At 75.7% G+C, this 13540-nt stretch carries 15 protein-coding genes; 13 read left to right on the top strand and 2 right to left on the bottom strand.

The window, feature by feature from the left end; translation table 11 throughout:
• Positions 1-70: 70 nt before the first annotated feature.
• The 3 genes from MTO91_RS20850 (at position 71) to MTO91_RS20840 (ending at position 2203) form a co-directional block, all read left to right on the top strand.
• The gene (locus MTO91_RS20850) at positions 71-295 is read left to right on the top strand and encodes a hypothetical protein (protein WP_062397238.1); all 225 of its coding nucleotides are present in this window, start codon (positions 71-73) and stop codon (positions 293-295) included.
• Positions 296-467: 172 nt separating this feature from the next.
• Positions 468-674, top strand: a complete 207-nt coding sequence (locus MTO91_RS20845; RefSeq protein WP_062397236.1) for a hypothetical protein — start codon at positions 468-470, stop codon at positions 672-674.
• A 116-nt stretch (positions 675-790) separates the two neighbouring features.
• On the top strand, positions 791-2203 hold the full coding sequence (locus MTO91_RS20840; RefSeq protein WP_251784018.1) for a phytoene desaturase family protein: 1413 nt from the start codon (positions 791-793) through the stop codon (positions 2201-2203).
• Positions 2204-2210: 7 nt separating this feature from the next.
• On the opposite strand, the gene MTO91_RS20835 is transcribed toward MTO91_RS20840, so the two are convergent.
• Positions 2211-2507 carry a hypothetical protein gene (locus MTO91_RS20835; protein ID WP_161152870.1) on the bottom strand — a complete coding sequence of 99 codons (297 nt, stop codon included), beginning with the start codon at positions 2505-2507 and terminating at the stop codon, positions 2211-2213.
• Positions 2508-2907: 400 nt separating this feature from the next.
• Here MTO91_RS20835 and MTO91_RS20830 point away from each other — a divergent pair, with 400 nt between their 5' ends.
• From MTO91_RS20830 to MTO91_RS20790, 9 genes are all read left to right on the top strand, one after another.
• A complete protein-coding gene (locus MTO91_RS20830; protein ID WP_476652415.1) occupies positions 2908-3693 on the top strand; it encodes an electron transfer flavoprotein subunit beta/FixA family protein in 786 nt (261 codons plus the stop codon).
• 45 nt (positions 3694-3738) lie between these two features.
• Positions 3739-4686 carry an electron transfer flavoprotein subunit alpha/FixB family protein gene (locus MTO91_RS20825; protein ID WP_224401611.1) on the top strand — a complete coding sequence of 316 codons (948 nt, stop codon included), beginning with the start codon at positions 3739-3741 and terminating at the stop codon, positions 4684-4686.
• Between the two features lie 186 nt (positions 4687-4872).
• Positions 4873-5649, top strand: coding sequence for a GNAT family N-acetyltransferase (locus tag MTO91_RS20820; protein ID WP_476652413.1), 777 nt, complete (start codon positions 4873-4875; stop codon positions 5647-5649).
• Complete coding sequence (locus MTO91_RS20815) at positions 5646-6764, top strand: lysophospholipid acyltransferase family protein (RefSeq protein WP_476652412.1); 1119 nt, start codon at positions 5646-5648, stop codon at positions 6762-6764. The genes MTO91_RS20820 and MTO91_RS20815 overlap by 4 nt, the downstream gene beginning before the upstream one ends.
• A gap of 67 nt (positions 6765-6831) precedes the next feature.
• On the top strand, positions 6832-8040 hold the full coding sequence (locus MTO91_RS20810) for a cysteine desulfurase family protein (protein ID WP_251784014.1): 1209 nt from the start codon (positions 6832-6834) through the stop codon (positions 8038-8040).
• 3 nt (positions 8041-8043) lie between these two features.
• Entirely contained in the window at positions 8044-9126 is a 1083-nt protein-coding gene (mnmA, locus tag MTO91_RS20805; RefSeq protein ID WP_226350163.1) for a tRNA 2-thiouridine(34) synthase MnmA, read from the top strand.
• A gap of 333 nt (positions 9127-9459) precedes the next feature.
• Positions 9460-9921 (top strand): nitroreductase family deazaflavin-dependent oxidoreductase, encoded by a 462-nt coding sequence (locus tag MTO91_RS20800; protein WP_405415482.1) that lies wholly within the window; start codon positions 9460-9462, stop codon positions 9919-9921.
• Positions 9922-10024: 103 nt separating this feature from the next.
• On the top strand, positions 10025-10486 hold the full coding sequence (locus tag MTO91_RS20795) for a nitroreductase/quinone reductase family protein (RefSeq protein ID WP_476652411.1): 462 nt from the start codon (positions 10025-10027) through the stop codon (positions 10484-10486).
• A gap of 404 nt (positions 10487-10890) precedes the next feature.
• Positions 10891-11925: a uroporphyrinogen decarboxylase/cobalamine-independent methonine synthase family protein gene (locus MTO91_RS20790; RefSeq protein WP_476654938.1), complete on the top strand. Its 1035-nt coding sequence runs from the start codon at positions 10891-10893 to the stop codon at positions 11923-11925.
• Between the two features lie 242 nt (positions 11926-12167).
• Here MTO91_RS20790 and MTO91_RS20785 read toward each other — a convergent pair whose 3' ends face one another.
• Positions 12168-12947: an isocitrate lyase/PEP mutase family protein gene (locus MTO91_RS20785; protein ID WP_476652410.1), complete on the bottom strand. Its 780-nt coding sequence runs from the start codon at positions 12945-12947 to the stop codon at positions 12168-12170.
• 104 nt (positions 12948-13051) lie between these two features.
• On the opposite strand from MTO91_RS20785, the gene MTO91_RS20780 reads away from it, so the two are divergent.
• Positions 13052-13453 carry a hypothetical protein gene (locus tag MTO91_RS20780; protein WP_476652409.1) on the top strand — a complete coding sequence of 134 codons (402 nt, stop codon included), beginning with the start codon at positions 13052-13054 and terminating at the stop codon, positions 13451-13453.
• Positions 13454-13540 lie beyond the last annotated feature (87 nt).

Below are 13540 nucleotides of genomic sequence, written 5' to 3'. Positions count from 1 at the left end.
AGTGTCACCACGGACGTCTGACGACGTGGAGCCCGACCGACATCCCGCCAGGCACGACGGAGGGGGACACATGACCGACATCGCGACCGACGAGGACACGGTGACGCTGACCATCACCGGCCGTAGCGGATCCTGGCTGGTGTCGGGTGTGCTCGGCCGGGAACCGCTGCCGCTCAAGGGGTTGGACGACGGCGCGCTCGCCGAGATGCTGTGGGCGATGCTGCCGGTGGCACCGTCGGCGGCGCACGGGCCCGCGTACCCGGCCCCCGCGCCCGGTCGCCGTCACCCGGGCTGAGCCGCGGTCCGGTCGCGCACGTCCGGTTCGCGGTCGGCGCACGGTTCGTGCCGGTCGGCGTGCGGTCGGTCCCCGGACGGGTATCAACCGCCCACCGACGGGTATCCGCCGTACCCCGGGCCCGTGCGGGCCAGGGATGACGCCGACGGCGTCGTGCCGAGAGGAGCCCAGGATGAACGATCCGGCGGACGAGAACGAGACGCTGTCGCTCACCATCACCGGGCGGTCCGGGTCCTGGGTGGTGTCGGGTGTGCTCGGCGACGAGCCGGTCGAGCCGCGCGCGATGGACGACGAGGCACTCGGCGAGGTGCTGTCGATGGTCGTGCCCGAGGAGGACCGCGTCCACGCCGAGCCCCCGCCCGGCCGCCGCGTGAGCTGAGCGGAGGCGGCGGGACTGCAGTCGTCCCCGCAGCAGCGACGACGCCGGCGGCAGGCTCGTCCTCGACGGCGGCCTCGACGCGTCGCTGCTCCGACCCGGTACCCCAGGAGGACGCCATGACCACCGCGACCGTCGTCGGATCCGGGCCGAACGGGCTCGTGGCCGCGGCCCTGCTGGCCCGCGCCGGGGTGGCGGTCACCGTGCTGGAGGCCGCCGACGAGATCGGTGGCGGCACCCGCACGGTGGAGGCGATCGTCCCGGGGCTGCTGGTCGACCACTGCTCGGCGGTGCACCCGATGGCCGTCGGCTCGCCGGTGCTCGAGGAGCTGGGCCTGGACCGGTACGGGCTGCGGTGGCGGCTGCCGGAGGTCGACTGCGCCCACCCGCTGGACGGCGGCGACGCCGGCGTCCTGGTCCGCTCGGTCGCCGGCACCGCGGCCGGCCTCGGGGCCGACGGCGCACTGTGGCGTGCGCTGTTCACCGGACCGGTGCGCGACTACGACACCTTCTCCCCGGACTTCCTCGGCCCGCTGGTGCGGATCCCGCGCCACCCGCTGCTGCTGGCCCGGTTCGGTGCTCCCACCGTGCTCCCGGCGGAGGTGCTGGCCAGGGCGTTCCGCACCGAGCGCGGACGGGCGCTGTTCCTGGGGTCGGCGTCGCACGCGTTCCGGCCGCTGAACCGGCCGCTGTCCTCGGCGATCGGGCTCGGCCTGTTCACCGCCGGGCACCGACACGGCTGGGGCGTCGCCGAGGGCGGGTCGCGGGCGATCTCCGACGCGCTCGCCGCGGTGCTCGCCGAGCACGGGGCGAAGGTCGAGACCGGGGTGCACGTGCGGACGGCGGACGAGCTGCCGCCGTCGGACGTCGTGGTGTGGGACGTCGGCCCGGACCGGCTGCCCGCCCTGCTGGGGGACCGGCTGCCGGCACGGGTCGCGCGGGCCTACCGGCGCTTCCGTCACGGCCCGGCCGCGTTCAAGGTCGACTACGCGGTGGCGGGCGGCGTGCCCTGGACGCATCCCGACGCGCGACGGGCCGGGACGCTGCACGTCGTCGGGTCGGCGGCGGAGAACGCACTCGTCGAGCGCGAGGTGCACGCGGGCCGGATGCCGGAGCGGCCGTTCGTCCTGGTCGGGCAGCAGTACCTGGCCGACCCGTCCCGGTCGGCGGGCGACGTCCACCCCGTGTGGGCCTACGCGCACGTCCCCCGCGGGTACACCGGCGACGCCACCGAGGCGGTCACCGCGCAGATCGAACGGTTCGCGCCCGGGTTCCGGGAGCGGGTCGTGGGCACGATGGTCACCGACCCGGCCGCGTTCGCGGGCAACCCGAACTTCGTCGGCGGGAACATCCTGACCGGGTCCAAGGACCTGCGGCAGCTGCTGCTCGGGCCGCGCACGACGCTGCAGCCCTACGACACGGGGGCGCCGGGCCACTTCCTCTGCTCGGCCGCGACGCCACCCGGCCCGGGTGCGCACGGGATGTGCGGCGCGCACGCCGCGCGTCGCGCGCTCGCCCACCTGGGCCGCTGAGGGCGGCTCAGACGGGTTCGGGCTCCCCGCTGACGGCCACCACCCCGCCGATGTCCTGGCGCAGCCACGCCAGCAGCGTCGCGTCGTCCAGGGTCAGCGGGACCTCCGGCCCGCCCCACCCCAGACGTGTGGTCGGCCGGTGGACCAGCGCGTCCTCCAGCATCGCGGCCAGACCGTCGGTGGCCCGGACGGTGCGACCGCCGTGCTCGACGGTCCGGCTGCCCGGTACGTCCTCGTCGGCGTGCGGCCCCGTGCTGAGCACGTAGCCGGTCCCCAGACGGTCGTCGAACCCCGTCACCTGCACGACGGCTCCCTCCTGCCGAGTGCGCGAGGTGCCGACGGTAGCGAAACCGGACCCCCGATCAGGGGTTGCGGCGTGTGACCTCGTGCGCGCACCAGGTGAGGAGGGCCGCGCGTGAGTACGGTCACGACCTGCCCCGGTTTGCCGGGACGCTACTCGCTGGTAACAATGAACGTCACAGTGGCACGGCGTGCCGTTACGGCACGAGCAATGGCAGAGTCACCGGCTACGACGGGCGCGACGCCGCGGCCCACCCCCGCTCCGACCGAGAGCGCGCGGCGCAGCACCGTCACGGTGACGCGAGACGATCCGGACCCGGGACGACCGGGACCGGAACGCGACGAAGGACGACGCGGTGTGCGCGTGGGCGCAGGCCGCCGCGGCAGGAGGTCGAAGAGGTCCTATGAAGATCGTGACCCTGGTGAAGCAGGTGGCCGACACCTACTCGGAGCGGAAGCTGTCCGACTCCGACCACACCCTCGACCGTGAGGGTGCCGAGGCGGTGATCGACGAGATCAACGAGCGCGCGGTGGAGCAGGCTCTGCTGCTGAAGGAGGCGCACGACGGCTCCGAGGTCGTCGTCGTGTGCATGGGCCCGGACCGGGCCACCGACGCGATCCGCAAGGCCCTGTCGATGGGCGCGGACTCCGCGGTGCACCTGTCGGACGAGGCCGTCCACGGATCGTGCGCGGTGCAGACCGCGAAGGCGCTGACGAAGCTGATCGGCACCGTGGACGGCTGGGACATGGTCATCGCGGGCAACTCGGCGTCCGACGGCCAGATCGGCGCGGTCCCGGCGATGATCGCCGAGCTGCTCGGTGTGCCGTCGCTGACCCACGCCAACGAGCTCTCGGTCGAGGGCACCACGGTGAAGGCCAAGCGGGAGACCGACGAGGGCGTCACCCACCTGACCGCGGAGCTTCCGGTCGTGGTGTCGATCGGGGAGAAGTCCAACGAGCCGCGCTACCCCTCGTTCAAGGGGATCATGGCGGCGAAGAAGAAGCCGGTGCAGACCCTGGACCTGGCCGGCGCCGGGATCGACGCCTCCGAGGTCGGTCTGGCCAACGCCCTGACCTCGGTCGTCTCCGCGTCGCCGAAGCCGCCGAAGCAGGCCGGCGAGAAGGTCACCGACGAGGGCGACGGCGGCGCGAAGATCGCCGAGTTCCTGGTCGGCCAGAAGCTGATCTGACCCCGGTTCTTCCTGGCTTCCCTCTTCGTTTGGAGATAGAGAATCATGGCTGAGGTTCTGGTCCTCGTCGACCACGTCGACGGCGACATCAAGAAGACCACCTACGAGCTGCTGACCGCCGCCCGCGCGCTGGGTGAGCCGTCGGCGGTCGTCGTCGGTCCCGCGGGCACCGCGGACAAGCTGGCCGACGGCCTGACCGAGCACGGCGCCGAGAAGATCTACGTCGCCGAGACCGACTCCACCGACTTCCTCTCCCCGGAGACGACGGTCCTGGAGTCGCTCATCGGGTCGGCGTCCCCGGCCGCGGTGCTGCTCGCGGCCACCGGCAACGGCAAGGAGGTCGCCGGTCGGCTCGCCGTCCGGACGAACTCCGGGCTGCTGTCCGACGTCGTCGGCGTCTCGGCCGACGGTGTGTCGCACTCGATCTTCGGTGGTGCCTACACCGCCGAGGCGAAGTCGAACACCGAGCACCCGGTCATCACCGTGCGTCCGGGCTCGATCGAGATCGAGGCCGCCGCCGGTGCGGGTGCCCGCGAGACCGTCGAGGTCCCGGCCCCGTCCGGGCGTGCCGCGACCGTGACCGGCCGCGAGCCGATCCAGGGCGGGTCCCGTCCGGAGCTGACCGAGGCGACCGTGATCGTCTCCGGTGGGCGCGGCGTGGGCTCGGCCGACGACTTCACCGTCGTCGAGGGACTGGCGGACTCCCTCGGTGCCGCCGTCGGTGCCTCGCGCGCCGCGGTCGACTCCGGCTACTACCCGCCGCAGTTCCAGGTCGGCCAGACCGGCAAGTCGGTCTCGCCGCAGCTCTACATCGCCCTCGGCATCTCCGGCGCGATCCAGCACCGCGCCGGCATGCAGACGTCGAAGACGATCGTCGCGGTGAACAAGGACGAGGAGGCGCCGATCTTCGAGATCGCCGACTTCGGCATCGTCGGCGACCTGTTCAAGGTCGCGCCGCAGCTGCAGGAGGAAGTGGCCAAGCGCAAGGGCTGAACCCTTCCGGTCCTCCACCGCGTCGACGCCCGGGTGCCGCCCGCACCCGGGCGTCGTCGTGTGTGCGGGGCCTGTTCACCCGCTCCTGCCTGCGACGACACCTGTCCGGGTCCGTTCACCCCGACGCCACCGGCGTGTCGGTCCGCAACCGCCCGGGTGTCGCACCCGGCCGGTACCAAGCCGGGTGTGAACCAGGTGATCGTCTCGACCCCGGAGACCGCGGCCCGGCGGTACTCCCTGCTCCTCACGACCGACGACGGCGACGTCGCCGCGGCGCAGGCGCTGCGGCACCGGGTGTTCGCGGGTGAGCTGGGCGCCCGGCTCGACAGCCCCGTCCCCGGCCGCGACGTCGACCGCTTCGACGCCCACTGCGACCACCTCGTGGTCCGCGAGGACGCCACCGGCGAGATCGTCGGCACCTACCGGATGCTCCCGCCGCAGCGGGCGCGCGCCGCGGGCGGCCTCTACGCCGACGGCGAGTTCGACCTCACCAACCTCGACCCGCTGCGCCCCGGCATCGTCGAGACCGGGCGCTCCTGCGTGCACCCCGACCACCGCGGCGGCGCCGTCGTCGGGCTGGTGTGGGCCGGGCTCGCCCGCTACATGCTGCTCACCGGGCACCGCTGGCTGATCGGCTGCGCCAGCGTCTCCCTCGCCGACGGCGGCACCCGGGCCGCCGCGGTCTGGGACCGGGTCCGCGCGAAGCACCTCGCGCCCGAGGAGTACCGCACCGTCCCGCACCGCCCCTGGGACCCGACCGGCGCCCCCGCGGGCCGGGGCGGCGGCATCCCGCCGCTGCTGCGCGGCTACCTGCGCCTGAACACCTGGGTGTGCGGGCCGCCCGCGCACGACCCGGACTTCGGTGTCGCGGACTTCCCGGTGCTGCTGGGGATGGACCACATCGACCAGCGCTACCTGCGCTTCTTCCTGGGCGAGGACGCCGCCGGGGTGACGGCCGCATGACCGTCGCCGCCGGGCCGGAGGGCGACGCCGGCGCGCCCCTCCGCCCGCGCCGCCGGTTCCGGCCGCGCGGCCGTGCCTCCACCGTCCCCGCCCCGTCCGCCGGGGCCGCGGTGCTGTCGTCCGCTCCACCAGGAGCCCCGGCCGCCCCGGTCGTCCCGCCGGCCCCGGCTGTCGTGGGGGACCCCCGTGGCGCCGTGCACCACCCGGCCCGCGCCGCCCTGCGGACCCCGGTGCACCCGCTCGTCGACCACCCCACGCACCCGCCGGCACCGCCCGCGTCGCGGCGTCCCGGCGGGCCGTGGGCGGCCTGGTCGCCGTGCACCCCGCAGGAGTGCCTGCCCCCGCGCGCGAGGACCGGCACGCTGCGCCTGGCCCGCCGTACCGCGGCGCTGCTCTCGGTGCTGGCGGTGGCCGTGACCGTCGTCCCGGCCGCCGCGCTGCTCGGCGCCCGGGCACTGGACCCGGTCCTGCGGGCGCTGCACCGCGCGGTGCTCCGCGCCGCCGGGGTCCGGCTCGTCGTGCGCGGCGGGCCGCTCGCGCCCGCGGACGGGCGGGGCGCGCTGGTCGTGGCCGACCACACGTCGTGGATCGACATCCCGGCGCTCGGTGCGATCGGCCCGGTCACCATGCTCGCCAAGCGGGAGGTCCGGGACTGGCCGCTGATCGGCGCGCTCGCGGCCCGCATCGGGACCCTGTTCGTGCACCGCGAGGGCCTGTCCCGACTCCCCGGCACCGTCGCGACCTGCGCCGACGCGCTGCGGGACGGCACGCTGGTCGGTGTCTTCCCCGAGGCGACGACGTGGTGCGGCGCGATCTCCGGGGACTATCGACGGGCCCCGTTCCAGGCCGCGATCGACGCGGGTGCCCCGGTCCGTCCGGTCACCGTCGCGATCACCACCCCGGACGGGCGGCCGACGACGGCCGCCGCGTTCGTCGGCGAGCAGACCCTCGGCGACACCGTCGGCCGGGTGCTGCGGCTGCCCGGCCTGGTCTGCGAGGTCACCGTGGGCGAGCTCGTCGAGCCGGGCCCGCACACCGACCGGCGCGCGCTGGCCGCCCGTGCCCGCGACCGGGTCCGTCACCCGCGACCGGCCGCGCCCGCCACGGCCGTGTGAGACGGACGGTCGTCCACGACGGGTTCGGCACGCACCGCTGTCACGACGGGGTCTACCCTGGAGGCCGATGACGTACCTGGACCACGCGGCGACCACACCGATGCTGCCGGCTGCCGTCGCCGCCATGAGCGACGCGCTCGGCCGCACCGGCAACGCGTCGTCGCTGCACTCGTCGGGCCGCCGCGCCCGGCGCGCGGTCGAGGAGGGGCGCGAGCGGATCGCCGAGGCGGTCGGCGCGCGCCCGTCCGAGGTCGTGTTCACGACCGGCGGCACCGAGAGCGACAACCTCGCGGTCAAGGGCCTGTTCTGGGCCCGCCGGGCCGCGGACCCGCGCCGCACCCGGGTGCTGGTCTCGGCCGTCGAGCACCACGCGGTCGTCGACGCGGCGGAGTGGCTGGCCACCCACGAGGGCGCCCGGCTGCGGATGCTCGAGGTCGACGCGACCGGCCGCGTCCACCCGGAGACGCTGCGCGCCGCGCTCGCCGAGGACCCGGACGGGAACGCCCTGGTCTCGGTCATGTGGGCCAACAACGAGGTCGGCACCGTCAACCCGGTGCGCGAGCTCGCCGCCGTCGCCCACGAGTTCGGGGTGCCGTTCCACACCGACGCCGTGCAGGCCGTCGGCGTCCTCGACGTCGACTTCGCCGCGAGCGGCGCCGACGCCCTCACCCTCACCGGGCACAAGCTCGGCGGCCCCTACGGCGCGGGCGCGCTGCTGCTCGGCCGCGAGGTCACCTGCACCCCGCTGCTGCACGGCGGCGGCCAGGAGCGCGACGTCCGCTCCGGCACCCTGGACGTGCCGTCGCTGGCCGGGCTGGCGACGGCCGTCGTCGAGTCGGTGGCCGCCGCGCCGCGCCGCCGCGTGCACCTGGCCGGGCTGCGCGACGAGCTGGTCCGCGTCGTGCGCACCGAGGTGCCCGACGCGGTCCTGAACGGCGACACCACCGACTCCCGGGTCGACGGCGGTCCCGGCAGGCTGCCCGGCAACGCGCACCTGTCGTTCCCCGGCTGCGAGGGCGACAGCCTGCTCATGCTGCTCGACGCCCACGGCATCGACTGCTCGACCGGGTCGGCCTGCACCGCGGGCGTCGCCCAGCCCAGCCACGTGCTGCTGGCGATGGGCGCCGACGAGTGCACCGCCCGCGGGTCGCTGCGCTTCTCCCTGGGGCACACCAGCACCTCCGCCGACGTGGCGGCGGTCGCCGGGGCCATCGGGTCGGTCGTGGAGCGCGCCCGCAACGCGAGCCGTCGCACCCCCGCCTCGGTCACGGGCTGAGCCGTGCGGGTCCTCGCTGCGATGAGCGGCGGCGTCGACTCCGCGGTGGCCGCCGCGCGGGCGGTCGCCGCCGGACACGACGTCGTCGGGGTGCACCTCGCGTTGTCGCGCACCCGGGACGCCATGCGCTCCGGGTCACGGGGCTGCTGTTCCAAGGAGGACGCGGGCGACGCCGCCCGCGCCGCGGACGTCCTCGGCATCCCGTACTACGTCTGGGACCTGTCCGAGGAGTTCACCCGCGACGTCGTGGACGACTTCGTCGCCGCCTACGCCGCCGGGGAGACCCCGAACCCCTGCCTGCGCTGCAACGAGAAGATCAAGTTCGCGGCCGTGCTGGACCGGGCGCTCGCCCTCGGCTTCGACGCCGTCTGCACCGGCCACTACGCGCGGCTGGACCCGGCCGGGCCGGTACTGCGCCGCTCGGCCGACGCGGGCAAGGACCAGTCCTACGTCCTGGCGGTGCTGCGCGCCGACCAGCTGCGGCACGCGATGTTCCCGGTCGGCGACACCCCCAAGCCGGAGATCCGGGCCGAGGCCGCCCGGCTCGGGCTGCGCGTCGCCGGGAAGCCCGACAGCCACGACATCTGCTTCATCCCCACCGGCGACACCCGCGGCTTCCTGGCCGACCGCCTGGGCACCACTCCCGGCGCGCTGGTCGACGCCGCCTCCGGCGAGACCCTCGGCACCCACGACGGCGTGCACGGCTTCACCGTCGGGCAGCGCAAGGGCCTCGGGATCGACCGGCCGGCCGCCGACGGCCGCCCCCGCTACGTGCTCGGCATCGAGCCGGTCAGCGGCACCGTGCGGGTCGGGCCGGAGGCCGCGCTCGACGTCACCGCGATCACCGCGCGCACCCCCGTGTGGACCTCGGGCGCGGCGCCGGACGCACCGTTCGGCTGCGTCGTGCAGGTCCGTGCGCACGGCGGCACCGCACCCGCCACCGTCACCCCGCTCGACTCCGCCGTGCAGGTGGAGCTGTCCGAACCGCTGCGCGGTGTCGCCCCGGGGCAGGCCGTCGCCTTCTACCGCCCCGACGACGACGGCGACGTCGTCCTGGGGTCGGCGACGATCACCGGGACGGCCTGACCGAGGTCACCCGGCGGCGCCTGACCGGCCCCGGGCCCGTCCGGTCGCGGCCTTCCCGACCCGCCTCCGCCTGATCGCGTCAGCCCGGGCCGGGACCGCGTGAACGGGGACCGGGCCCGGCCGGCCGCGGCCGCCTGCCCCGGAGCACACCGCGCCCGCCGGCGCCGCGAGCGGCCTGGTCCGGCATCGCCTCTGCGCCGAGATGCACCCCAGCGGGCTGCGCGGAGCCGTTCGAGCCCGCTGACCTGCATCTCGGTGCAACCTGCCCGCCGCACCGACCCCGATGAGAGCAGTGCTCTTGCTTTCGTGCGACGGATAGTGAACACTGCTCTCATGACGAACCAGCGCTCTCAGTCCCACTACCTCGCCCCCGGCCGCATCACCCGCCGGCTGATGAACCCCCTGGTCGCCGGGCTGACCCGGCTCGGCCTCCCGCTCGCCGGCTCCGCGGTGCTCGGCGTCCGCGGCCGCCGCTCCGGCGAGGTCCGCACCACGCCGGTCAACCCGCTGCGCCACGACGGCGCCCGCTACCTCGTCGCCGCGCGCGGTGAGACCCAGTGGGTGCGCAACCTGCGCGTCGCGGGGGAGGCGGAGCTGACCGTCGGCCGTCGCACCGAGCGGGTGGCCGCGACCGAGCTGACCGAGCCGGCCGCCGTCGTCCCGGTGCTGCGGGAGTACCTGCGTCGCTGGGCCTGGGAGGTCGGGGCGTTCTTCGACGGTGTCGACGCCTCCTCGTCCGACGCCGAGCTCGCCGCCGTCGCCCACCGCCACCCCATCTTCGTCCTGGCCGCATGATCCTTCTCCGCGGAGCCGGGAGCGCCCCCCCTCGGTCGCCGTGGGCTCCGGGAGGAGGGATCACCGGAGCGACGGACGACGTGATCGGTGAGAGGCTGTCGCGATGAGCGACCGTGACTACCGAGCACCCGGCATGCTGGTGCGCCGGGTCCTCAACCCACTGGTCGGGGCCCTGGCCCAGCGGGGCATCACCCCGGGTGACACCGCCGTGCTCGCCGTCCGCGGCCGGCGCAGCGGCACGGTCCGCACCGTCCCGCTGACCCCGGTCCTGCTCGGCGGGACCCGCCACCTCATCTCGCCGCGCGGTGAGACCGACTGGGTCCTCAACCTGCGCGCGGCCGGCGGGAGCGCCGAGCTGCGCGGTCGTGGGGGAGCGGAGCCGGTGTCGGCCACCGAGCTCGACGCCGCGGCGGCCGTCCCCGTGCTGCGCGCCTACGTGCGCGGACTCGGCCGGGTCGCCGGGATGCTGTTCGACGACGTCGGTCCCGCCTCCACCGACGCCGAGTTCGCCGTCGCGGCTCGGCGGCACCCTGTCTTCGCGCTGCACCGGCCGCCTGAGCTCTGACCTCGCGGCCCGACGGCCCTGTTCCGGCCCCTGCGGACCGACCGCCCGCAGCGCCGGCCCCGTGCCGCCCGTGCGGTGTCCATCCTGTGGTCCCCGTCCGGCGCCGCCCCGGTGGTGATCGCCGAAAGTGGAGCGTGGAGTGCAGAGCACTGTGTCCTGCACTCCACTCCCGCCGATCATGTCCGCCCATCCTGCGCCGCCCCGCGGGCCCGGGGTCGGCCGCGGCGGTCCGGAGTGACGGGGGGAGACTGGGGGGTGTGACCGTCCCGGACCCCACCGACCCGCTGGCCGCCGCGCTCGCCGCCGCCGGACTCGGCGACGTGCGTCCCGGTGAGACCCTCCCGCCCCCGCCGCGCATCGAGGTCGTCGACGACGCCCCTGCCGAGCCCGCCGCGCCCCGCGCCCTGTGGCCCGCGGGCGTCGGCACCGGCATCGGCTCGCTGCCCGGCACCGACGTCCGCGAGGCGTGTGCGCTGGTCACCGGCGAGACCCCGGAGTTCCCGGCGCTGCCCGAGCTGCCCGCCCGCGGTGTCGGCGCGGACATCGTCGGCCGCACGGCCGGGCTGCTCGTGGACCTGGCCGTCGAGGTCGTGCCGACCGGCTGGCGGGTCGCCGCCCACCCCGGGCGCGACCTGCGCCGGGCCCGCGACCTGATGTCCGGCGACCTGGACGCCTTCGACGACGCCTGCGACCGCATCCGCCCGTCCTGGGTGAAGGTGCAGGTCGCCGGCCCGTGGACGCTCGCCGCCTCGGTCGAGCTCGCCGCCGGGCACCGGGTGCTCACCGACCGCGGCGCCGTCCGCGAGTTCGCCGCCAGCCTGACCGAGGGGCTGCGCGCCCACGTCGCCGAGGTGGCGCAGCGGACCGGGGCGACGGTCGTCGTCCAGCTCGACGAGCCCGGCCTGCCCGCCGTGCTCGCCGGGACGCTGCCGACCGCGTCCGGCTACGGCACCGTCCGCTCGATCGCCGCGCCGGACGCCCAGGACCTGCTCCGGGACCTGATCGCCGGCATCGACGCCCCGGTCGTCGTGCACTGCTGCGCGGACCGCCCGCCGATCCGGCTGCTCGCCGGGACCGGTGCGGCCGCGGTCGGGATCGACGCGACCCGGCCGGCGTTCGCCGGGGCCACCGCCGAGCCGCGCGCGCTCGACGCGATCGGCGAGACCTGGGACAGCGGTGTCCCGCTGTTCCTCGGGCTGCTGCCCGGCACCGCGCCGGCCCGCGAACCGGCGGTCGGCGATCTCGCCCGCATCGGCTACGACCTCGCCGACCGGCTGGGCTTCGACCGTCCGCGGCTGGCCCGGCTCGCCGTCCCGACGCCCGCCTGCGGGCTCGCCGGGGCGACCCCGGCCTGGGCGCACCGCGCCCTCGCCCTGTCCCGGGAGCTGGGGAAGGCCTTCGCCGACCCCGACGAGGTCCCGCCCGCCGACGAGCGCTGAGCCCTCGTACGCGCTGCCCGCCCTGCGATGCACCGACCCCCGCGAGCTGACCCACTCCGCGCGAGCTGATCCACTCGGCGCGCAGTGATCCGCGCCGCGCGCGTGTCCGGACGCGCGCGTCCCACGGATCAGCGCGCGCCCAACGGATCACGGCGCGCCGAGTGGATCACCGCGCGGCGGAGGGGTCACTGCGCGGCGGGGAGGGACCCGCGGGCGCAGCGTGGCGCCGGCCCGGTCGCCGCTCAGTTCAGCTTGCGGGTGCCCTCGGGCAGGCCACCACCGGCGTAGACGTCGGTGGCGAGGTCCTCCAGCGCGGTCAGCGCCACGTTCTGGCTCCACGGCCCGTAGGACACGCGGGCGACGCCCAGCTCCTGCGCGCGCTTCAGCGGGATCGACCCGGGGATGCCGATCAGGTTGACCCGGCGCTCACCGAGCGCCTCGACCAGGCGTCCGACCTGGGTCTCGTCGAGCTTGCCCGGCACGAAGAAGTTCGACGCGCCGGCGTCGAGGTAGGCCTTCCCGCGCTCGATCGCGTCCGCCAGCACCGCCTCGGGGTCCTTGTCGCCGGCCTTGAGGAACGCGTCGGTGCGGGCGTTCAGCACGAAGTCCACGCCCGCCGACTCCGCCGCGGCGACGGCCGCCTCGACCGCCTTCACGGCGTCGGCGAGCGGCTTGACCTGGTCCTCCAGGTTCGCTCCGACGATGCCGACGTCGATCGCGCGGGCCACGGTGCCGCCCGGGTCGCCGTAGCCGGCCTCCAGGTCCGCGGTGACCGGCAGGTCGCCCGCGACCTTCGCGATCAGCCCGACCTCAGCGATCATCAGGTCGCGCGGGATGTTCTCGCCGTCCTCGTAGCCGCGGGAGGCGGCGATGCCGTGGCTGGCGGTGGCCAGGGCCTTCGTGCCCGGCGTCTCGGCGACGACCTTCGCGGTGATCGCGTCCCAGACGTTGACGACGAGCAGCAGCTCGGGCGCGGCGTGCAGTTCCTGCAGCTTCGTGGCCTTCTCGGCGGTGGAGGTCATGGGGTCACCGTAGGGCGGTTCCGGGACCGCCGCCGCGTACCCAGAACTGGGGATCTGTCGTGTCCCTGACAGCGGTGGGGCCGTCCGACCCCGATTCTGGTGCCGTGCTCCGAGACCGGCCCGATACCCGACACCCGACCGCCCCGCGGGGTGGCCTCGGGTCGTCCGCGCTCGTCCTGGGAGCACTGGGCTCGGTGTTCGTCGCCGCCGCCATCGCGCTGTCCGCGGTGTCGCCGCTGACCGTCGCCGGTCTCGCCCTCGCCTCCGCCGGGGTGGTCCTGACGATCGGCGGTCTGGTGCTCGGCACCCTGGGCGCGGTCCGCGCCTGCCCGGGCCGGTCCCGCACCGCGATCTCCGCCGCGGGGCTGTCGATCGCCGGGCTGGCCGGCGGGCTGATCTGGCTGGCCGCCTTCGTGATCCTCGCCGTCACCGGGCCGGGCCCCGCCCCGCTCGACGGTCCCGACACCACACCGGCCTGTGCGCCGGACGTCTGCCACGTCCACTGACATGCGGGCCGACCGCCCGGCCCGATCACCGCGGGGCCCGCGCGGCACGGTCGGCAGGGGGCGTCGCCCGGCGGAGGTGAGGGCCTC

It is taken from the genome of Pseudonocardia sp. 2-7 (genome assembly GCF_056341085.1).
Note: the sequence above shows the minus strand (reverse complement) of the source record. Positions and strands in the feature narration are given on the sequence as shown.